The sequence below is a fragment of the Streptomyces sp. NBC_01481 genome (assembly GCF_026339995.1).
Lineage (GTDB): Bacteria > Actinomycetota > Actinomycetes > Streptomycetales > Streptomycetaceae > Streptomyces.
The window spans coordinates 678,543-700,374 of record NZ_JAPEPT010000001.1 but is presented as its reverse complement, the minus strand read 5'-3'; the positions used below and the strand labels follow the sequence as shown (position 1 = coordinate 700,374).

15 protein-coding genes and 1 pseudogene are annotated in these 21,832 nt (G+C 70.9%); 12 read left to right on the top strand and 4 right to left on the bottom strand.

The genetic code is table 11. The features are described from left to right. Window positions 1-57 precede the first annotated feature (57 nt). The 3 genes and pseudogenes from OOK40_RS03305 to OOK40_RS03295 form a co-directional block, all read right to left on the bottom strand. On the bottom strand, window positions 58-288 hold the full coding sequence (locus tag OOK40_RS03305; protein WP_266476311.1) for a hypothetical protein: 231 nt from the start codon (window positions 286-288) through the stop codon (window positions 58-60). Window positions 289-311: 23 nt separating this feature from the next. Further along, a pseudogene (gene malQ / locus OOK40_RS03300) lies at window positions 312-2,450 on the bottom strand (4-alpha-glucanotransferase); the annotation flags it as partial. Further along, window positions 2,451-2,645: a hypothetical protein gene (locus OOK40_RS03295; RefSeq protein ID WP_266476309.1), complete on the bottom strand. Its 195-nt coding sequence runs from the start codon at window positions 2,643-2,645 to the stop codon at window positions 2,451-2,453. Between the two features lie 289 nt (window positions 2,646-2,934). Between OOK40_RS03295 and OOK40_RS03290 the strand changes: the two genes are divergently transcribed. Beyond that, on the top strand, window positions 2,935-5,919 hold the full coding sequence (locus tag OOK40_RS03290) for a beta-N-acetylglucosaminidase domain-containing protein (RefSeq protein WP_266476307.1): 2,985 nt from the start codon (window positions 2,935-2,937) through the stop codon (window positions 5,917-5,919). Window positions 5,920-6,037: 118 nt separating this feature from the next. Here OOK40_RS03290 and OOK40_RS03285 read toward each other — a convergent pair whose 3' ends face one another. Continuing rightward, on the bottom strand, window positions 6,038-6,574 hold the full coding sequence (locus tag OOK40_RS03285) for an HNH endonuclease (protein ID WP_266476305.1): 537 nt from the start codon (window positions 6,572-6,574) through the stop codon (window positions 6,038-6,040). Window positions 6,575-6,822: 248 nt separating this feature from the next. Here OOK40_RS03285 and OOK40_RS03280 point away from each other — a divergent pair, with 248 nt between their 5' ends. The 11 genes from OOK40_RS03280 (at window position 6,823) to OOK40_RS03230 (ending at window position 21,831) form a co-directional block, all read left to right on the top strand. Next, window positions 6,823-7,887: a mechanosensitive ion channel family protein gene (locus tag OOK40_RS03280; protein WP_266476303.1), complete on the top strand. Its 1,065-nt coding sequence runs from the start codon at window positions 6,823-6,825 to the stop codon at window positions 7,885-7,887. A gap of 302 nt (window positions 7,888-8,189) precedes the next feature. Then, window positions 8,190-9,350: an ROK family transcriptional regulator gene (locus tag OOK40_RS03275; protein WP_266478826.1), complete on the top strand. Its 1,161-nt coding sequence runs from the start codon at window positions 8,190-8,192 to the stop codon at window positions 9,348-9,350. Between the two features lie 70 nt (window positions 9,351-9,420). Further along, entirely contained in the window at window positions 9,421-10,758 is a 1,338-nt protein-coding gene (locus tag OOK40_RS03270) for an ABC transporter substrate-binding protein (RefSeq protein ID WP_266476301.1), read from the top strand. A gap of 15 nt (window positions 10,759-10,773) precedes the next feature. Beyond that, window positions 10,774-11,742, top strand: coding sequence for a carbohydrate ABC transporter permease (locus OOK40_RS03265; protein ID WP_266476299.1), 969 nt, complete (start codon window positions 10,774-10,776; stop codon window positions 11,740-11,742). 5 nt (window positions 11,743-11,747) lie between these two features. After that, complete coding sequence (locus OOK40_RS03260) at window positions 11,748-12,641, top strand: carbohydrate ABC transporter permease (RefSeq protein WP_266476298.1); 894 nt, start codon at window positions 11,748-11,750, stop codon at window positions 12,639-12,641. Window positions 12,642-12,647: 6 nt separating this feature from the next. Continuing rightward, complete coding sequence (locus OOK40_RS03255; protein ID WP_266476295.1) at window positions 12,648-13,913, top strand: 6-phospho-beta-glucosidase; 1,266 nt, start codon at window positions 12,648-12,650, stop codon at window positions 13,911-13,913. Continuing rightward, a complete protein-coding gene (locus OOK40_RS03250) occupies window positions 13,904-14,890 on the top strand; it encodes an N-acetylglucosamine kinase (RefSeq protein ID WP_266476294.1) in 987 nt (328 codons plus the stop codon). Before OOK40_RS03255 ends, OOK40_RS03250 begins: the two co-directional genes overlap by 10 nt. 304 nt (window positions 14,891-15,194) lie before the next feature. Beyond that, a complete protein-coding gene (locus OOK40_RS03245; RefSeq protein WP_266476292.1) occupies window positions 15,195-16,598 on the top strand; it encodes a hypothetical protein in 1,404 nt (467 codons plus the stop codon). A gap of 11 nt (window positions 16,599-16,609) precedes the next feature. Continuing rightward, window positions 16,610-17,617 carry a glutamate ABC transporter substrate-binding protein gene (locus OOK40_RS03240; RefSeq protein WP_266476290.1) on the top strand — a complete coding sequence of 336 codons (1,008 nt, stop codon included), beginning with the start codon at window positions 16,610-16,612 and terminating at the stop codon, window positions 17,615-17,617. Between the two features lie 210 nt (window positions 17,618-17,827). After that, window positions 17,828-19,114, top strand: coding sequence for a hypothetical protein (locus OOK40_RS03235; RefSeq protein ID WP_266476288.1), 1,287 nt, complete (start codon window positions 17,828-17,830; stop codon window positions 19,112-19,114). Beyond that, on the top strand, window positions 19,111-21,831 hold the full coding sequence (locus tag OOK40_RS03230) for a serine/threonine-protein kinase (RefSeq protein WP_266476286.1): 2,721 nt from the start codon (window positions 19,111-19,113) through the stop codon (window positions 21,829-21,831). Before OOK40_RS03235 ends, OOK40_RS03230 begins: the two co-directional genes overlap by 4 nt. The last annotated feature ends 1 nt before the right edge of the window (window position 21,832 follow it).

The following is a 21,832-nucleotide window of genomic DNA, read 5'->3' as shown; positions in this document are numbered from 1 at the left end:
GGGGGTGCGTTCACACCCCGGAGCGCCCGGGAAAACCAGCTGAGGCCGAGAGGCCGGTCAGACCTGCTTCTTGGACTTGTCGAGAACCATTACCAGGCCCGCGATCAGCACAAAGAGCCCCAGCGGCGCCGCCACGAAAAGGCCCAGCGTCTCGGCCACACTCAGGCCCTGGCCCGGGTCGTCGCCGTCGTCGGGGGTCAGGGCGAGCGCGGGCGACGACAGGAGCAGCATCATCAGCGTCGTACCGGCCGCGACGGCGCCGGCGCGCAAAGCGTTCTTCTTGTCCACGGTGCCAACGTAGCGAACGGCTGTCACGACCGCGCGTCCGGGGGTGCCGTACGAGGTTCGGAGCGGGCTTCGGGCCGGGGTTCGGGGCGAGCTCCGGAATCCGGGCCGAAGATCTCCATCAGCGCGTGCAGCCGGGGCGAGGCCGCCAGCTCCTCCAGGCTGACGGGGCGCCCGTCGGAGTCCGCGACCGGCAGCCGCCAGTTCGGGTACTGGTCCCAGGTGCCCGGGAGGTTCTGGGGACGCCGGTCGCCCACCGCGTCGGGCAGCCAGACGCCGACCATGCGGGCCGGCGTACGCAGCAGAAAGCGGTACGCCGCGCGGATCTCCCCCTCCTCGTCGCCCCTGCCCTCGGGCAGCAGGCCGAGACCGCCGAGCAGGTCCAGCCATTCGGCGACGTCCGCCGCGTCCTGTGTGCGCTCCTGGTCCAGCGGGCGGCTGAGCAGGCCGAGGCGGTGGTGCAGCGCCACATGCCCGCCGGTCAGCCGGGCGGCCGTGGACGGCAGATCGTGGGTGGTCGCCGTGGCCACGCAGTCCACGCGCCACCGCTCGGGCGGCAGCGGTCGGCCCGTGCCCGCCCAGTCGCGCTCGAACCAGAGCACCGAGGTGCCCAGCACCCCGCGGCGGGTGAGGGCCTCGCGCACGCCCGGTTCGACCGTGCCGAGGTCCTCCCCGATGACGGCGGCGCCCGCGCGGTGGGCCTCCAGGACGAGAAGCGCAAGCATCGCCTCTGCGTCGTAGCGGACATATGTGCCGTCGGTGGGCGGGCTGCCCTCCGGGACCCACCAGAGGCGGAACAGGCCCATGACATGGTCGATGCGCAGTGCGCCCGCGTTACGGAGCAGGCCGCGCAGCAGTCCGCGGTACGGGGCGTAACCGGACCCGGCCAGAACATCGGGCCGCCACGGGGGCAGACCCCAGTCCTGGCCACGGGCGTTGAAGGCGTCCGGGGGCGCGCCGACCGACATGCCCGCCGCGAAGGCGTCCTGCTGCGCCCAGGCGTCCGCGCCGCCGGGATGCACGCCGACGGCCAGGTCATGGACGATGCCGACGCCCATGCCCGCCTCGCGCGCCGCCCGCCCCGCGGCGGCCAGCTGCCGGTCGGTCAGCCAGGCGAGCCTGCTGTGGAAGTCGACGCGGTCCATCAGTTCGTACCGCGCCCGGACCGTCTCCGGCGAGTGCGGGTCCCGCAGGGCGGCGGGCCAGCCGTGCCACTCGGGGCCGTGCACCTCGGCGAGGGCGCACCAGGTGGCGTGGTCCTCCAGGGCACGGCCCTGCCCGGCCAGGAAGTCGCAGTAGTCGGCGCGGCGGCCGGGCCCGAGCGGCACGCGGTGCACGATCTCCAGGGCCTCGCGCTTGAGCGCCCAGACGGCGTCGCGGTCGATCAACGCACCCTTCTGCAGCACCGATTCGCGCAGCCCGGCCCCCTTGTCGCACAGCTCGTCCAGTCGCTGCCGGTCGCGGGCGCCGACGTACGCGTACTCGGGAATGTCCTCGATCCGCAGATGGACGGGGTCGGGGAAGCGCCGCGAGGAGGGCCGGTAGGGAGAGGGGTCGGTGGGTGCGCCGGGGACGGCCGCGTGCAGCGGATTGACCTGGACGAAACCGGCCCCGAGCGACCGTCCGGACCAGGTCGCGAGCTCGGCCAGGTCCCCGAGGTCGCCCATGCCCCAGGAGCGGGCGGAGAGCAGGGAGTAGAGCTGTACGAGAAAGCCGTACGAGCGGCCTTCCGGCTGCGGCGCCCGGCCGGGCGCGACGACCAGGGTGGAGCGGGCGCAGCGCCCGTCGGGGGCCCGGGCATCCAACTGGTGGACGCCGTAGGGGAGTTCCCGCCAGGTCTGCCCGGGCTCCGCCACCGGCTGCGGAGCGAGCTCGGCACCCTCCTCCGTCTCGACCCGCAGGGCCGTGCCCGCGGGGAGCCCGGTCAGGGGCGCCGGGACGTCGCCCTCGGGCCACAGCACCAGCGTCGGCGGCAGCAGCCGCTCCGCTGCGGCGGATTCGGCTCGGGCCAGGGCGTCCCGTACCGCCGAGGGGGTCGAGGCGTCGACGCCGAGGGCGGCGAGGACCGCGACGACCGTGGCGTCGGGGACGGGGACGCTCACGCCCTCGGAGGGCGCGTAGGCGGTGGCGACTCCATGCAGCGCGGCGAGCCGGGCAAGGCCCATTCAGACTCCTGGGGACTCCGTGCCGCCGGCCGTGCCAGGGGCTGTCGGCTCGCTGGTGAGGGGGGCGGCCTCGGCGAGCGGCGGCTCACTGGTCAGCGGTGCGGCGTCGGCGAGCGGGGGTTCGCTGGTCAGCGGGCCGGGACCCGGGACCTGTTTGGACAGGGCAGAGAGCAGAAGGTGTGCGGATGCGGCCATGACGGTCACTCCAGACGGACGGTAGCGGGACACAGCAGCCCTACCCAGTGGGCGCGACCGCAGACGTACACGATCAGTCAACGTGTTCCGTGTCACATTCCGTTCCCGGCGCGGCAGTTGGATCAAACCGCCCATCGCGCCAGGCAAAAGGTGCACAACGGCCACCTGCATTGACACCCTCAGTGTGGGGGTGGTGGGCTCGAAACCAACCGGAACGCAACCGGAACAGCAAGCGGAGCGACAACGGGAACGACGGCCGGAACGACAGGGGACACGAGGGGAGACGGGCGTGCGGCTCGCGCGCAGGAGGCGCACCGCGACAGCCGTCGCGGTCGCTGTCATCGGCAGCCTGCTCGGCGGCGCGCACAGCGCGGTCGCGGCCCCCGACAACCCCGGCACCCCCGCCGGCACCGCCACGGACCCCGAGGGTGAGGCGGGGCTGCCCACGGTCTGGCCGCGTCCGCAGACGATGCGCGCGGCGGGCCCGTCCATACCGCTCGACAGCGAGGCGACCGTACTCGTGGACCGTGCCGCCGATCCGTACGCCGTTCAGCGGCTGAAGGAGCTGCTGCACGAGTCCGGCGTCAGGACCGTGCACAGCGAACTGCCCGGCCGCGGACCCGTCGTGCGCGTCGGCGGGAGCGGCGCACAGGAGGCGCTGCGCGCCCTGCGGGCACGCGAACGCGCCGATCTCCCCTCCGGCGGCTACCGGATCGCCGTCGGCCGGATACAGGGCCGCGCCACGATCGCGCTCGACGGCGTCGGCGACGACGGTCTCTTCCACGGCGTGCAGACGCTGCGCCAGCTGATCGTGCGGAAGACCGGCGCGGTCGGTGCGGGCGCCGGCGGTGCGAGCGTCGCCGGAGTGCTCGTACGCGACTGGCCGGGCACAGCCGTACGCGGCATGACGGAGGGTTTCTACGGTCAGCCGTGGAGCCATCAACAGCGGCTGGCGCAGCTGGACTTCATGGGGCGCACCAAGCAGAACCGCTACCTGTACGCGCCCGGCGACGACCCCTTCCGGCAGGCCCGCTGGCGCGATCCGTATCCCGCCGCGCAGCGCGCGCAGTTCCGGGAACTCGCCGAACGTGCCCGGCAGAACCACGTCACGCTCGCCTGGGCCGTCGCGCCCGCGCAGGAGATGTGTCTGGCCGACGACGGCGACATCAAGGCGCTGACCCGCAAGATCGACGCGATGTGGGCGCTGGGTGTACGCGCCTTCCAGCTGCAGTTCCAGGACGTCAGCTACAGCGAATGGCACTGCGGCAGGGACGCGGACACCTTCGGCTCGGGACCGGAGGCGGCGGCCAGGGCGCAGGCGCGGGTCGCGGGCGCGGTCGCGGGGCATCTCGCGGACCGGTATCCGGGCGCGCAGCCGCTGTCCCTGATGCCGACGGAGTTCTACCAGGACGGAACAACCGACTACCGGCGGGCCCTCGCCGACGAGCTGGACGGACGGGTCCAGGTGGCGTGGTCGGGCGTCGGCGTGGTGCCACGTTCCATCACCGGAAGCGAACTGGCCGGTGCCCGCGACGTGTTCAGGCACCCGCTCGTCACCATGGACAACTACCCGGTCAACGACTACGCGCAGGACCGGATATTCCTCGGCCCCTACACGGGCCGCGAGCCCGCCGTCGCGACCGGCTCCGCCGCGCTGCTCGCGAACGCGATGGAGCAGGCGTCCGCCTCCCGCATCCCGCTCTTCACCGCCGCCGACTACGCCTGGAACCCGAAGGGCTACCGCCCCCAGGAGTCCTGGAAGGCGGCTATCAACGATCTCGCGGGCGGCGACACCAGGACCCGCGAGGCGCTGACCGCGCTCGCAGGCAACCACTCCTCCTCGCTCCTCAGCCCCGCCGAGTCCGGCTATCTGCAACCGCTGCTGAAGGAGTTCTGGCACTCCCGCACGACGGGGGACGCCGCCGCCCGGGACCGGGCGGCGGCCGCGCTGCGCGCCGCGTTCACCGTGATGCGCGAGGCCCCGCAGCGGCTGAAGCAGTCGGCCGACGGGCGACTCGACGACGAAGTACGGCCGTGGCTCGATCAGCTGGCGCGCTACGGCCGCGCGGGCGAACTCTCCGTCGACATGCTCCAGGCGCAGGCACGCGGCGAGGGCGAGGCGGCCTGGCGGGCCTCGCTGGACCTCGAGCCGCTGCGCCCGGCACTGAAGACGAGCCGGGCGACGGTCGGCAAGGGTGTCCTGGGCCCCTTCCTGGACCGGGCCGCGAAGGAGTCGGCGGCCTGGACGGGCGCGGACCGTTTCAAGGAGACGGCCGGCGAGGACACGCTGTGGCTGGACCGGCCCCGCCCTGTCGTGGCCGTGACCGCGATGACGGAGCCGTCCGCCGGCGCGGGCGCTGGATCCGGCAGGCCGGGCGCGGGCGCGGTGTCCGGCAGCCTGGAAGCACACGTTCCGGGCAAGGGCTGGCGCCCGCTCGGCCCGCTCTCGGCGAGCGGCTGGACCCAGGCGGACGCCAAGGGCATGCGGGTGGACGGGGTGCGGATCACGTCGGCCGGCGCGCAGCCTGTGGCCGTACGGTCCGTGGTGCCCTGGTTCGCGGACGAGCCCCTCGCGGGCCTCGATCTCGTACGCGGCGAGGCGGACGCCGAGATCGGCGGCGGCCCGCAGCAGGCCGGGGTCCGGCTGACCGCGCGCCGCCCGGCCGAGGTGCGCGGCGCGCTCACCGCGAAGGCCCCGGCGGGCATCAAGGTGACGGTGCCGAAGGAGACGACGGTGCCGCGCGGGCCGGGGACGACCGTGCCGGTCGAGGTCACCGTCCCGGCGGGCACACCGGCCGGGGAGTACCAGGTGCCGCTGTCCTTCGCGGGCGAGGAGCGCACCCTGACGGTACGCGCCTACCCGCGCACCGCGGGCCCCGACCTCGCGCGCGCCGCGGGCTCCGTCGCGTCCTCGTCCGGCGACGAGACGGCCGACTTCCCGGCGGCCTCGGCGATCGACGGCGACCCGAAGACCCGCTGGTCCTCACCCCCCGAGGACGGCGCCTGGTGGCAGCTGGAACTGGCCCGCCCGGCGCGGCTCGGCCAGGTCGTCCTGCACTGGCAGGACGCGTACGCGACGAGGTACCGCATCCAGGTCTCGGCGGACGGCCGCACGTGGCGCACTGCGGCGACGGTGGGCGAAGGCAGGGGCGGGCGCGAGATCGTCCGTATGGACAGCCGCGACACCCGCTTCGTCCGGGTCCAGGGCGATGCGCGGGCCACGCAGTACGGCTACTCACTGTGGTCGGTGGAGGCGTACGCGGTAGCGGAGTGAGGCCGAGGGGGCTCGGCGCCGCGGGCCGTGGCTCGGGCTCTGGGCGGGCGGCGCGGGCTCTGGGCGGGCGCGGGACCCGAAGGTCCAGCGCCCGTGCGCCAACAAAAACGACCCGCTCTCAGGCAGAGATGCCGTCGATCCGGGCCATCGCGTCGTCCGCGCCGTACGGCTGCAGGTATGGCAGCCAGCGCGGGTCCCTATGCCCGGTCCCGATGATGCGCCACGCGAGCCCGCTCGGCGGGGCGGGGTGATGGCGCAGCCGCCACCCCAGCTCGCGCAGATGCCGGTCGGCCTTGACGTGGTTGCAGCGGCGGCAGGCCGCCACCACGTTGTCCCAGGCGTGCTGTCCGCCACGGCTGCGCGGAATGACATGGTCGACGCTGGTTGCGACGCCACCGCAGTACATACAGCGCCCGCCGTCGCGGGCGAAGAGTGCTTTGCGGGTGAGAGGAACGGGCCCCCGGTAAGGGACCCGCACGAACCGCTTCAGCCGTACGACGCTGGGTGCGGCGATGACACGGGTCGCGCTGTGCATGAAGGCGCCGGATTCCTCGAGGCAGAGAGCCTTGTTCTCCAGGACGAGGATGAGCGCGCGGCGAAGCGGTACGACGCCGAGCGGCTCGTACGACGCGTTGAGGACCAGAACGTGCGGCACGGTGGATGCCTCCTTGTACGCCGGCGGCGCGTGGCTCGCGCCGGGACGATCTGCACTTCAGTGTCTCCTCATGCCAGGTCCGAGCGCCACCACGTACAGGTAACGGGCTCGAGGTGTTTTGAACCACATGCCTTCGACCAGTTCATCCCCGGGTGAGCCTCGTCTCTCCCTCGAACACCGCAACGGAGCACACCGGATGCCCCGTTAGGGTGGTTGGTCTGCCACCGCAATGCCTGGAGGTTCCCCTCGTGTCCCTTTCCGTCCTACTGGCCGCCGGCCCCTCCACCGAGCCGGGCTCGCTCGACGAGGCCGCCAAGCAGGCGGGAGACGCCGCGGGCTACGTGGAACAGAACTGGTCCACGTGGCTGAACACCAGCCTGCGTATCGCCCTGATCCTGCTGGTCGCGCTCGTGATGCGGATGCTGCTGCGCCGCGCCCTGACCAAGCTGATCGAGCGGATGAACCGCTCCGCCCAGGCGGTGGAGGGGACGGCCCTCGGCGGCCTTCTGGTCAACGCCGAACGCCGCCGCCAGCGCTCCGAGGCCATCGGATCCGTACTCCGCTCGGTCTCCTCTTTTGTGATTCTCGGCACTGCGGGCCTGATGATCCTGGGCGCTTTCAAGATCGACCTGGCACCGCTGCTGGCATCGGCGGGTGTCGCTGGCGTCGCGATCGGCTTCGGCGCGCGCAACCTGGTCACCGACTTCCTCTCGGGCGTCTTCATGATCATGGAGGACCAGTACGGAGTCGGGGACAGCATCGACGCGGGCGTCGCCTCGGGCGAGGTGATCGAGGTGGGCCTGCGCGTCACCAAGCTGCGCGGCGACAACGGTGAGATCTGGTACGTCCGCAACGGCGAGATCAAGCGCATCGGCAACCTCAGCCAGGGCTGGGCGACGGCCTCGGTCGACGTCATGGTCCGCCCGACGGAGGACCTGGACCGCATCCGCTCGGTGATCAGCGAGGTCGCTGACGAACTGGCGAAGTCCGAGCCGTGGAACGAGCGCCTGTGGGGCCCGGTCGAGGTGCTGGGCCTGAACGAGGTCCTGCTGGACTCGATGACGGTCCGGGTCTCGGCGAAGACGATGCCGGGCAAGGCACTCGGCGTGGAACGCGAACTGCGCTGGCGCATCAAGCAGGCCTTCGACAGGGCGGGCATCCGCATCGTGGGCGGCCTCCCGCCGGTGGCGGAGGAGGCGGCGACGACGGACCCGACGGCGGGAATGGCGGCACCTTCGGCGTACGCGTCGACGACGTCCCCGCAGTCGATGGCGGCAACACCGATCGGGCCTCAGGCGAACCTGTCGAAGTAGGACGACGCACGGGAACGGGCCCCTGCCACTCGACAGGGGCCCGTTCCCGTGTCCGCGTCAGTGAACCCGGTTCCTCTACCTGGCCCCGCGACCCGCCCACGTAACGCTTTGGTTGCCTAGGCCGCCCCGACCATTGACTCCCGCCCGACACGCGGCTTACCTTCCTCCCAACTGAATAGGAAACTTTCCTAACAGTCCGCTGAGAACATCCGCAGCGTCGAAGGGCAGGTGCATCCGTCGTGGCCGGAACCACACCCGGTACACCCGGGACCACACCCGGTACACCGCGCGTACTGCGCGCCATGAACGACCGGGCCGCGCTCGATCTGCTGCTGGAGCACGGGCCGCTGTCGCGCACCAAGATAGGGAAGCTGACCGGCCTCTCCAAGCCCACCGCCTCGCAGCTGCTCGCGCGGCTCGAATCCGCCGAGCTCGTCGTCGCCACCGGGACCACCGAGGGACGGCCCGGGCCCAATGCGCAGTTGTACGCCGTCAACGCGCGCGCCGCCTTCGCCGCCGGGCTCGATGTGACGCCACAGCGCATTCACGCCGCCGTCGCCGATGTCACCGGTGCCACCGTCGGGGAGTTCGAGCTGCCGACCCCGGGGCGACGCGCCGAGAGTGTCGTACGGCAGGTCACCGAGGCGCTCGACGGGGCCGTGAAGGCCGCCGGGGTGACCCGGTCCGATGTGCACCGGCTCGTCATCGGTACACCCGGTGCCTTCGACCCGTCCACGGGGCGGCTGCGGTACGCCTCCCACCTGCCCGGCTGGCACTCCCCCACCCTCCTCGACGAGCTGGCCGCCGTGCTGCCCATGCCCGTCGAGTACGAGAACGACGTCAACCTGGTCGCGGTCGCCGAGCAGCGCCTGGGCGCCGCGCACGGGCACGAGAACTTCGTGCTCCTGTGGAACGAGGAGGGCCTCGGCGCCGCCGTCGTCATCGGCGGGCGCCTCCATCGGGGCTTCACCGGCGGCGCCGGGGAGGTCGGTTTCCTGCCCGTGCCCGGCACCCCGCTGGTGCGGCAGGTGACCAAGGCCAACAGCGGCGGCTTCCAGGAGCTGGCCGGCGCCCAGGCGCTGCCCCGGCTGGCGCGCGAGTTCGGGGTCGAGGGCGTCGGTCACGGACCGCACGCCGAGGTCGCCGCGTCTCTCGTCGCCCGGGCCGCCGAGGCCGACTCGGGGCCGTACCGCAAGCTGCTCGACGCCTACGCGACCGGTCTCGCCACCGGTCTGGCCTCAATGGTCGCCGTGCTCGACCCCGAACTCGTCGTCCTGTCCGGCGATGTGATCGCCGCCGGCGGGGAGCCGCTGCGCGAACGCGTGCAGGCGGAACTCACCGAACTGGCCGCCCCCCGGCCCCGTCTCGTACTCGGTTCCGTACGAGAACACCCCGTCCTGCGCGGCGCGTTGGAGAGCGCCCTGGCCACCACGCGCGACGAAGTCTTCGACACCTCCCGCTGATCCAGCTGATCCCCGCCCGAAACTGCCGAAAGACCCGCCGGCCCACGACCCGTCACAGGGAGACTCCGCCATGTCCACACGCACCCGGAAGACGGCCGCCGCGCTCGCCGCGACCGCCGCGATATCCCTGTTCGCCTCGGCTTGTACGGGCTCGAGCGACAGCGCGGCCAACGACGATCCGAACGCCAGGACGACCATCACCTTCTGGCACGGCTGGAGCGCCCCGAGCGAGGTCAAGGCCATCCAGGAGAACGTCTCCCGCTTCGAGAAGGCGCACAGCAACATCAAGGTCAAGATCGTCGGCAATATGACCGACGACAAGATCAACCAGGCGCTGCGGGCGGGCGGTTCGAACGCCCCGGATGTGGTCTCCTCCTTCACCACCGACAGCGTGGGCAAGTTCTGCACCTCCGGTGCCTTCGTCGACCTCAAGCCCTTCCTGGCGAAGTCGAAGATCGACCCGGCCAAGGTCTTCCACAAGCCGCTGCTCGACTACACGCAGTTCGCGGGCAACCAGTGCTCGCTGCCGCTGCTCAACGACGCGTACGGCCTCTACTACAACAAGGACGCCTTCAAGGCCGCCGGGATCGCCGCCCCGCCGAAGACCTGGAGCGAGTTCGAGAAGGTCGCCGAGAAGCTGACCAAGACCAAGGGCGACAGCTACGAGCAGCTCGGCTTCATGCCGAACTACCACGGCTACGAGACGACCCCCATGCACTACGCCTCGCAGTGGGGCCCCACCTACTTCGACGCGGACGGCAAGTCCAACATCGCCAAGGACCCGGCGTTCTCGAAGATGCTGACCTTCCAGAAGAGCCTGGTCAACAAGCTGGGCGGCTTCACCAAGCTGGAGAAGTACCGCAACACCTTCGGTGACGAGTGGGGCGCCAAGCACCCCTTCCAGACCGGTCAGGTCGCCATGCAGCTGGACGGCGAGTGGCGGCTGGGCATGGCCCAGGACGCGAAGGTGAAGTTCGAGATCGGCACCGCGCCGCTGCCCGTCGCAGACGAGCAGGTCGCCGACTACGGCAAGGGCTATCTCTCCGGCACGATCATGGGCATCGCCTCCACGAGCAAGAAGCAGAACGCCGCGTGGGAGCTGGTGAAGTACATGACCACGGACACCGAGGCGGTGGTGGCCTTCGCCAACGGCATCCACAACGTGCCCTCCACGATCGAGGCGCTCAAGTCGCCGAACCTGACGATCGACCCGGGCTTCAAGACCTTCATCGACATCGCGCAGCACCCGAAGTCCAACACCACACCCGCCAACGTCGACGGCGGCGCGTACCAGGTGACCTTCCAGGACTTCGGCTACCAGTACGAGTCCGGAAAGGCGAGCGACCTGAAGGCCGGTCTGGAGAAGACGGCCAAGCAGATCGACACCGACATCGCCAAGCAGAAGTAGCAGAGAAGAAAGACAGTGACTACGCACACGCTGCGGACGAAGCGCCGGCGCTCTGGCCTTGTGGCGAAGCGCAGAAAACAAGCACTGCGCACGGCGGCCTTCATGTCACCGTGGCTGATCGGCTTCAGCGTCTTCTTCGCCTACCCGCTGATCTCGACCGTTTACTTCTCCTTCATGAAGTACGACGGCTTCCGGCCCCCCGTCTTCAACGGCCTGGACAACTGGACGTACGTCTTCAGCGAGTACCCCATGTTCTGGCCCGCCCTGCGCAACACGCTGTGGCTGGTGCTCGTGATGGTCACCTGCCGTGTCCTGTTCGGCCTCGGCATCGGACTGCTCATCACCAAGATCAAGACGGGGGCCGGGGTCTTCAGGACCCTGTTCTATCTGCCGTATCTGGCCCCGCCGGTCGCGGCGACGCTCGCCTTCGTCTTTCTGCTCAACCCCGGTACGGGACCGGTCAATTCGATCCTCGACTCGATCGGACTGCCGACCCCGGGCTGGTTCACCGACGCCGGCTGGTCCAAGCCCGCACTCACCGCGCTCGCGCTCTGGGGCATCGGCGACCTGATGGTGATCTTCATGGCGGCGCTGCTCGACGTACCGAAGGAGCAGTACGAGGCGGCGGAGCTGGACGGCGCCTCGGCCTGGCAGCGCTTCCGCTTCGTCACCCTGCCGAACATCTCGCCGATCGTGATGTTCGCCGTGGTCACGGGCGTGATCCAGACGATGCAGTACTACACACAGCCGCTGGTGGCCGGAAAGGTCGCCTCCGGAATCATCGGCGGCAGCGGGCAGCAGTTCGAGCCCGGTTACCCCGAGAAGTCGACCCTGACGCTGCCGCAGCTCGTCTACAACGTCGGCTTTCAGCGCTTCGACTACGGTGCCGCGGCCGTCATCGCGCTCGTCCTGTTCGTGCTCTCCATGGTCTTCACCGCGTTCCTGATGCGCAGGCGCGGCGGCCTCGTCCAGGTGGGTGACTGACCATCATGACCCAGATCCTCGACAAGCCCGTCCGGGCGGCAAGCATCGTCGGCGACGCCGAACGGACCGCACGCCGCAAGACGCTGCTGCACTGGATCGCGGTGCACTCCCTGGGTGTCGCGGCCGCGCTCTTCTTCGTGCTGCCGTTCGTCTTCGTCGTCCTCACCTCGCTGATGAGCGACCAGCAGGCACTCACCCGCGACCTCATCCCGAAGACCTGGGAGTGGCACAACTACAGCCGCGTGCTGGACACTCCGGGCTTTCTGACGTGGTGGCGCAACACGCTGCTGTACGCGGGGCTCGGCACCGTTCTCACAGTGGTGTCCTCGATCCCGGTCGCGTACGCCCTCGCCAAGTTCCGCTTCCGCGGCCAGAGGCTCGCGCTGATGCTCGTCATCTCGATGATGATGCTGCCGCCCCAGGTGGTCATCATCCCGATGTACCTGTTCTGGGCGAAGCAGCTCGACCTGGCGGGCACGCTGTGGCCGCTGATCATCCCGATGGCGTTCGGCGACGCGTTCTCGATCTTCCTGCTGCGCCAGTTCCTGCTCACCATCCCCAATGAGTATCTGGACGCGGCGAAGGTCGACGGCTGCAGCGAACTGCGCACCCTGCTCAAGGTGGTGCTGCCGATGGCCAGGCCGGGCATCGCCGCCGTAGCGCTCTTCCAGTTCTTCTACGCCTGGAACGACTACTTCGGCCCGCAGATCTACGCCTCGGAGAACCCGGCGGCCTGGACGCTGAGTTACGGCCTGGAGTCGTTCAAGGGCGCGCACCACACGGACTGGAATCTGACCATGGCCGCGACCGTCCTGGTCATGGCCCCCGTGATCCTCGTCTTCTTCTTTGCCCAGAAGGCATTTGTCGAGGGTGTCACACTGACCGGAGTGAAGGGCTAGAACCACATGAAGCTCGCAGTCGTGGGTGGCGGATCCACCTATACCCCTGAGTTGATCGACGGCTTCGCCCGGCTGAGGGACACCCTCCCGATCAGTGAACTGGTTCTTATCGACCCGGCGGCCGACCGGCTGGAGCTCGTCGGTGGTCTGGCGCGGCGGATCTTCGCCAGGCAGAGCCACGACGGGAAGATCGTCACCACCTCCGACGTCGACGCGGGCGTCGCGGACGCCGACGCGGTGCTGCTGCAGCTGCGCGTCGGCGGTCAGGCGGCCCGCAACCAGGACGAGACCTGGCCGCTGGAGTGCGGCTGCGTCGGCCAGGAGACGACGGGCGCGGGCGGCCTCGCCAAGGCGCTGCGTACGGTCCCGGTCGTCCTCGACATCGCCGAGCGGGTGCGGCGTGCCAACCCGGACGCCTGGATCATCGACTTCACCAACCCGGTGGGCATCGTGACCAGGGCGCTGCTGCAGGCCGGCCACAAGGCTGTGGGCCTGTGCAATGTCGCCATCGGCTTCCAGCGCAGGTTCGCGGCCCTCCTCGAAGTCGCCGCCACCGACGTCCACTTGAACCATGTGGGCCTGAACCACCTGACGTGGGAGACGGGGGTGCGACTCGGCGGCCCGGAGGGCGCGGACGTACTGCCGAAGCTGCTGGCCGAGCACAGTGACGCGATCGCCGACGATCTGCGTCTGCCGCGCGCGGTGCTCGACCGGCTCGGCGTCGTCCCCTCGTACTACCTGCGCTACTTCTACGCGCACGACGAGGTCGTACGGGAGCTGAGGACCAAGCCTTCGCGGGCCGCCGAGGTCGCGGAGATGGAGAAACAGCTGCTGAAGATGTACGGCGACCCGGCGCTCGACACCAAGCCGGAGCTGCTGGCCAGGCGTGGCGGCGCCTTCTACTCGGAGGCGGCCGTGGATCTCGCGGCTTCCCTCATCGGCGGGGGCGGCAGCCCGTATCAGGTGGTCAACACCGTCAACAACGGCACCCTGTCCTTCCTCCCCGCCGACGCGGTGATCGAGGTGCAGGCCGCCGTGGGCGCGCAGGGCGCGACCCCGCTGCCCGTGCCCGAGCTCGACCCGCTGTACGCCGGGCTGATCACCCATGTCACGGCGTACGAGGACCTGGCGCTGGAGGCTGCCCTGCGCGGCGGCCGCGACCGTGTCTTCAAGGCACTGCTGTCTCATCCCCTGATCGGCCAGTACGAGTACGCCGATGCGCTCACCGACAAGCTGATCGCGCACAACCGGGAGCACCTCGCGTGGGCCTGAACGCACGTCGGCCCGCGGAGACGAGTGTGCTCGCCATCGACGCGGGCAACAGCAAGACCGATGTGGCCGTGATCGGTGGGGATGGCGCCGTGCTCGCTGCCGCGCGCGGTGGTGGCTTCCAGCCGCCACAGGTCGGCGTGGAGGCGGCGATCGACGGCCTCGCCGAAGCGGTCGGCCAGGCACTGGCCGAGGCGGACGTGACGGGCGTGGCGCATGTTTCGGCCTGCCTGGCCAACGCCGATCTCCCGGTGGAGGAACGGGAGTTGGCCGAGGCGGTGCAGCGGCGCGGCTGGGGGCGTACGACCGAAGTCCGCAACGACACCTTCGCGATCCTGCGCGCCGGTGTCGACGAGCCGCGCGGTGTCGCGGTGGTGTGCGGCGCGGGAATCAACTGCGTCGGCATGCTGCCGGACGGCCGCACCGCGCGCTTCCCGGCGATCGGCAAGATCTCGGGGGACTGGGGCGGAGGCGCGGGCCTCGCGGAGGAGGCGCTGTGGTTCGCGGCGCGGGCGGAGGACGGGCGGGGCGAGCCGACGGCCCTGGCCCGTACGCTGCCCGCGCACTTCGGACTCGACTCGATGTACGCCCTCATAGAGGCACTGCACCTGGGGCACATCCCCTCGGGGCGCAGGCACGAGCTGACTCCGGTCCTCTTCAGAACCAGCGCGGAGGGCGACCCGGTGGCCCGCTCGCTGGTGCACCGGCTGGCACAGGAGGTCGTCGCGCTGTCCACGGTGGCGCTGGCCCGGCTCGATCTCCTGGACGAGGAGGTGCCGGTGCTGCTGGGCGGCAGTGTGCTGGCGGCTCGGCATCCGGAACTGGACGAGCAGATCGGCATCTTGCTGGCGGCCAGGGCTCCGAAGGCGGTCATCGAGGTGGTGACGGCACCGCCGGTGCTCGGCGCGGCCCTGCTGGGGCTCGACCATGTGGGGGCGCCGCCACAGGCTCGTGCCCGGCTGCGTGCGTATTACGCGTAGCCCAGGGTCAATTTACGTGTAGCGCAGGGTCAATGGGGCAGGGCTGTTCTCACTCGCCGGACGGGTTTGAACTCATGCCCGTCCGGCACCCGTGTCCACCCCTCGCCAACGGGAACCGATCGAGGTCGGGGGGCGTATTCATGGTGGGGAGACCGGTCTGGCAGGATCCTGGGTTGCTGCGATGGGAACAAGATCCAGTCAATCCTGGTGTGAATGTCGGTCACTCCGGCCATACTGCTGGCCGGGAGCAGTCTCCCGACCCGCCGGGGGGCGGGCCGACGTCAGGGACCGAGGGGGAGGTCACGTGACATACCCGCCGAATGTGCGCACCGCGCCCCAGTCGGCTCCGGGGCATGCGCCCGCACAGCCACCGGCTCGCCCGGCCATCCAGCCGCCCGCACACCGTGGCGCCTGGGCTGTGGGCAAGGAGCGACTGCGCACCGCGGCGACGACCGAGCCGGGGCGGCTGCAGATCATCGGGGCCGTTCTGGCCGCGCTGGTCGTGGCGTTCGGCGCGGTCACCGCGTTCGAGATCTCCGACCGCGCCTCCGCGGCCGACGATGTGGTGAGCCGCAGTCAGCCGCTGAGCGCGGACGCCGCGTCCATCCACCGCTCGCTGGCCGACGCGGACGCGGCGGCCGCCAATGGCTTCCTCGCGGGTGCCGAAGAGCCTCGCGCGATCCATGAGCGGTACGAGAAGGACATCACGGCAGCGTCCAGGCTGCTCATCAACGCCGCCGCGAACACCGACAGTTCGACCGAGTCGGGCCGCCAGATTGCCGCTCTCAACGAGCAGCTGCCCCGCTACACGGGCCTGATCGAGCGCGCCCGTGCCAACAACCGGCAGGGCCTGCCGCTCGGCGGCGCCTATCTGCGCTACGCCAACCTGAAAATGTCGAACGAGCTGCTGCCCGCCGCCGACAAGCTCTACCAGGCGGAGACGAAGCGCCTCGGTGAGGACAACGACGACGCGCGCGACTGGCCGTTCGTCTCGTTCGGACTGGGTGTGCTGGTGCTCGGAGCGCTCGTCTGGGCCCAGCGGCGCAACTACCGGCGGACGAACCGGATGTTCAACCACGGGCTGCTCGCCGCCACGGCCGCGTCGACGGTCGTCGTGCTCTGGCTGATCGTGGGTCACTCGGTGGCCCGTGCCGAGCTGAACAACGCCATGGAGGGCGGCCAGGAGTCCCTGAAAGCCCTCAACAGCTCGCGGGTACAGGCGCTGCAGGCCCGTGCCAACGAGAATCTGGCGGTCGTCTCCCGGGGCGCGGTCCTCACCCCGGACGGGAAGAACGACCAGTACGAATTCAACTACACGAACCGGATGGACGCCGTCGGCGTCACGCTGACATCGGCGAAGGACCTGGCGGACGACTCCGAGGGACGCGACCCCGTCGCGGACGCCACCAACGCCGTCGCCGAGTGGCGCACCCGCCACAAGAAGGCGCGTGCCACCGACAACGGCGGCGACTACGACAGCGCGCTGCAGCAGATCATCGGCCCGAAGGCCTCGACGGGCCAGTCCTTCGACACGGTGGACGCGGCGCTGCGCAGGGCGATCGACCATGAGCAGCGGGAGTTCACGGCGTCGGCGACGTCCGGGCGCGGCGCGCTGGACGGGCTGCCGGTCGGCGCCGCCGCACTGGCCGTGCTCGGCGCGGCAGGAGCCGTACTCGGCATCAACCGCAGGCTTTCGGAGTACCGGTGAGAGGGGGCGCCATGAGGGACGTGAGGAGCAGGATCCGCGGCTGGGAGGGCGTCGCGGGGATGGCTGCGGCCTGCGCGCTGACCGCCGCCGTCACACTCCTGCCGCTGGCCAGAGGTACGCAGGAGCCCGGCGCGGAGCCGGCCACCCAGGGCGTGGCCTCCGTCGTGCCCGCCAAGGAGGACGGCTGCACCACCCCCGAAGCCTCGCTGCCGTCGTCGACCGCCGGCGGACCGACCATCGACGCAATCGTGCAGCGCGGCAAGCTGATCGTCGGCGTCGACCAGAACAGCTACCGCTGGGGTTACCGCAATCCCGCCACCGGCGGCCTCGAAGGCTTCGACATCGACCTCGCCCGGGCCATCGCCAAGGACATCCTCGGCAGGCCCGACGCCATCATCTTCCGCGCCATCCCGACCAACCAGCGCATACCCGCCCTGAACAACGGCACGGTGGACATCGTCGTCCGTACGATGACGATCAACTGCGCCCGGGTCAAGCAGGTCGCGTTCTCCACGGCGTACTTCCAGACCGGCCAGCAGGTGCTCGCCCCCAAGGGGTCGTCGATCACCGGATACGACAAGTCGTTGTCCGGGAAGAAGGTCTGCTCGGCCGAAGGCTCGACGGCCTACGAGGCACTGGAGAAGAACTCCTTCGGGGCGACGTTCAAGGACGCGCACGACGGGCAGGCATCGGACGAGGACCAGCTCACTGTGCCCAATCAGCTCGACTGCCTGGTGCGGCTGCAGCTGGGCCTCGTCGACGCCGTCGTCACGGACGCGGCCCTCGCGGCGGGCCAGGCCGCTCAGGACCCGGCGGTCGCGCTCAAGGGCGGCAAGCCCTTCACCACCGAGTTCTACGGCGTCGCCACCAAGCTCGGCAACGACGACCTGGTGCGCCGGGTGAACAGCGTGCTCGACGACTACCGCAAGGGCCCGTGGACGGAGGCGTACAACAAGTGGCTGGTGGCCGATCTGCCCGGGATACCCGGGCCGCCCGCGCCGAAGTACCGCACCGGCTGAAGCCGGACGCGAACAACCAGGTCCTGTCCGGTCGATCAGGCCGGATCAGGGAGCGGGGTGGTGCGTGCCAGGGCACGCGAGCCCGGCAAGATCGGCTGGACACGACCTAGTCCTGCAGGAAAGCTAGTCCGGCAAGGAAGAGCGGAGAGGTGATCGATGGGCGCGGCGGGACCCTCCCCCAGCTTCGCGGCGGGACCCCCAGGACCGGTGATGGACCGGGACGAGGTGGACCGTGCTCTGGCGCGCCTCGGCGCCGAGCACGAAGCGATCGAGACGTCGCTCCTCGCCCTCCAGGACCATGCGGGCCGCCGGCTCCTCGAAGGCGCCGAGCTCACGGGCGTCACCAAGGACCGCTGGGCCTCCGCCGAGCAGGCGATCACCGTGCTGTGGGGGTACTTCGACGCGTACGCCGCCGCCCTGAACGACACCCGTGAGCTGCGTTCCCGCCGTCGCTGGCCCAGCCGTGAGGACCTGGTGGAGCTGACCGAGCGGCTGCGCGGCCGCAGCGTCACGGTCGCCGGCACCGCCACCCACACCGCGCCGTCGATCACCGGGCCCGCCAAGCTCTCCGAGCAGTTCACGCTCGAAGAGCTGGTCGCCCGGATGAACGAGCTGTACGCGAGCTCGCTGGACATGGTCGTCACGGCCGACTCGGTGTGGTCGGCTCTGCCCGCCCGCATAGATCTGCTCTCCGCCGAACTGCAGCGGACCCGGTCGCTCGCGCACTCCGTCGGCGTACGGCCCGGCGAGCACCCGGCCGGTGACGAGCTGGAGGCGATCACCCATGAGCTGTCCACGCTGCGTGCCCAGGTGATCTCCGATCCGCTCGCCTTCTGGCGGCCCGCGCCCGGCAGTTCGGCCCCGGGCGGCGGACGGCCCGACACCGACCGGTACGACCGGGCGGCCCGCGCCCTTGAGGACATCCGCCGTGAGATCGAGGCGGTGCTCCAGGTCCGGCAGGACTCCGAGGAGCGGCTGCTGCGGCTGCGCGACGTGCTCTCGCGCGCCGACCGGACGCTGACCGAGGCACGGTCCGCGCGCGGCGAGGTGCTCGCGAAGATCGCGGCCTCCGAGGTGCCTGCGGTCAGCGGCCCGCCGACCGCGCTGCAGGAGCGGCTCGCCACGGCGGCCGAGTACCGCAGGCACTCCCAGTGGCATCGGCTCTCGCCGCTGCTCGAATCGCTGGAGCGCGAGGCCGAGGACGAACTGATGCGCGCCCGTGAGTCGTTGACGGCCGTGACCGCGCCGCTCGCCATCCGCGCGGAGCTGCGCGGACGCCTCGACGCGTACAAGGCGAAGGTGGCCCGGCACGGCATGGCGGAGGACCCGCTGCTGATCGAGCGGTACGACGCGGCCCGCCGGATGCTGTGGAGCGCGCCGTGCGATCTGCGCGTCGCCGAACAGGCGGTGCTGCGCTATCAGCAGGCCGCGGCCGAAGTACTGGTCCCGCGCCAGGCCGGACCGGCCGGGCCCCAGGACCGCAGGGGGGATTCATGAGCGAGAACAACAAGTGCCAGCGCCCCGGCTGCGAGGGCGGTTACGAGGACATGGGCGGCGGTGAGCTGTACTGCGACACCTGCGGGCTCGCTCCCGTCGTCTCGTCGAACGGCATGGTGTCCTCGCAGCCCACCGGCATCACGGGCGGCGGCAGGGACTCCGGCTCGGCGCGCAGTTCACGCTCCTCGCGGGCCTCTTCGCGCTCGTCGACCTCGCGGCGTTCCGTATCGGGGCGGCTTTCGCGCTCGCTGACCGGGAGCAGCACCTCGACCCGGTCGGTCTCGGTGCGCAGCTCCGGCACCTCCACGGGCGCGTCCGGCCGCAACCGGCTGGGTGCGGGCCTGGTCACCGTGCCGCAGGTCCCGCGCCCCGACCCGCGCACGGCGGTGATGGAGAACCCCGAGGTTCCCGAGCGCAAGCGGTTCTGCTCGCGCTCCGACTGCGGGGCACCGGTGGGCCGTTCGCGCGGTGAACGTCCCGGGCGTACGGAAGGCTTCTGCACCAAGTGCGGCCACCCGTATTCGTTCGTGCCCAAGCTCGCCGACGGCGACATCGTGCACGGGCAGTACGAAGTGGTGGGCTGCCTCGCCCACGGCGGCCTGGGCTGGGTCTATCTGGCGGTGGACCGCGCGGTCTCCGACCGGTGGGTGGTGCTCAAGGGCCTGCTGGACACGGGCGACCAGGACGCCATGGCCGCGGCGATCTCGGAGCGCCGCTTCCTCGCGGAGATCGAGCACTCCAACATCGTCCGTATCTACAACTTCGTGGAGCATCTCGACCAGCGCACGGGCTCGCTCGACGGCTACATCGTCATGGAGTACGTCGGCGGCAAGTCGCTGAAGGAGATCGCCAACGAGCGGCGCGACACGGCCGGCAAGCGCGATCCGCTGCCGGTCGAGCAGGCGTGTGCGTACGGCATCGAGGCGCTGGAGGCCCTCGGGCATCTGCACAGCCGGAACCTGCTGTACTGCGACTTCAAGGTCGACAACGCCATCCAGCAGCAGGACCAGCTCAAGCTCATCGACATGGGCGCGGTCCGCAGGATGGACGACGACGAGTCCGCGATCTACGGCACGGTCGGCTACCAGGCCCCGGAGGTCGCCGAGATCGGCCCTTCGGTCGCCTCCGACCTGTACACCGTCGCACGCACGCTGGCGGTGCTGACCTTCGACTTCCAGGGCTACACGAATGTGTTCGTGGACTCCCTTCCCGATCCGGAGAACATCAAGGTCTTCCAGACGTACGAGTCCTTCTACCGGCTGCTGGTGCGGGCGACGGACCCGGACCCGGCTCGGCGGTTCGCCTCGGCGCAGGAGATGGCGGAGCAGCTGACGGGTGTGCTCAGGGAGGTCGTCGCGATCCAGACGGGACGCCCGCGGCCCTCGCTGTCCACGCTGTTCGGGCCCGAACTGCGAGTCACGGACACGCAGTTGTTCGCCGAGCTGACGGGAGACGTGTCGCAGCTGGGCGGGCGTGCGGCGGCGGCTTCGGGCCGTGGGCGCGGTAAGCAGTCGGCGGCGGCGAACGGCTCGGTGGGCACGGGTCCTGCGGCGGTGGGCGGCCCGGCCCCGGTGGGTGCGGGCGGCGCGCTGGTGCCCGGGGCGCGTGTGGGCGAAGGCGCGCCCCAACTGGGCGTCTACGGCGCCGGATACGGCATCGGCGGGCCCGGCCACCTGGGCGGGACGCCCGCACCGGTTGCCGGGATCGCGGGCGGAGGGGCCGCAGGCGTCCACGCTCTCGCGCCCCACCTCGCCACGCTCGGCACCCGCGCGACCTCACTCGCCCTGCCCGTGCCGCGCGTCGACCCGAACGACCCCAACGCCGGTTTCCTCGCCGGTCTCATGGCCTCGGCCCCCGCCGAGCTGATCGCCGCGCTGCACTCCACGTCCGCCGCCTCCCCGGAGACCCGGCTGCGTGAGCTGCGCGCCCGCCTGGAGATGGGCGAACTGGACTCCGCGAGCAAGGCGCTCGCCACCCTGGAGGGCCAGCACCCCGACGACTGGCGGGTCGTCTGGTACCGCGGACTCACCTCCCTGGTGACCGGGGAGAACGAGGTCGCGGCGCTCTCCTTCGACGCGATCTACGACGCGTTCCCCGGCGAGCCCGCGCCCAAGCTCGCGCTGGGCGTCTGCGCCGAGGTGCTCGGCCAGCTGGACAACGCCGCTGAGTACTACCGCCTGGTGTGGACGACCGACCCGAGCTATGTCAGCGCCGCCTTCGGCCTCGCGCGGGTGCAGCTCGCGGCGGGCGACCGGGCCGGAGCCGTACGGACTCTGGAGTCGGTGCCGGAGGCGTCGATCCACTACACGGCGGCGCGCGTGGCCGCCGTGCGGGCGAGGCTGCGGCGACGCGCCGTGCACGAGCCGCTGATCGGCGACCTGTTGGCTGCCGCAGCGCAGGTGGACGCCCTGAAGGACTTCGGTCTGGACGCCGTACGCCGCGAACAGTTGTCGACAGAAGTACTCGGCACGGCCCTGGACTGGGTACTCTCCGGTAGTCCCGGAGCCCCTCCGTCCGTACAGAACGCGCCGAGCGCACCGCACGCGGCGGCGCAGAGCACGCCGACCGTGCTGCTCGGCAGCGAACTGGACGAGCGCGGACTGCGCTTCGGGCTGGAACGCTCCTACCGGGTACTCGCCCGGCTCGCCCAGCGCGGCGAGGAGCGGATCGACCTGGTGGAGCGGGCCAACCGCTTCCGCCCCCGGACGTGGGTGTGAT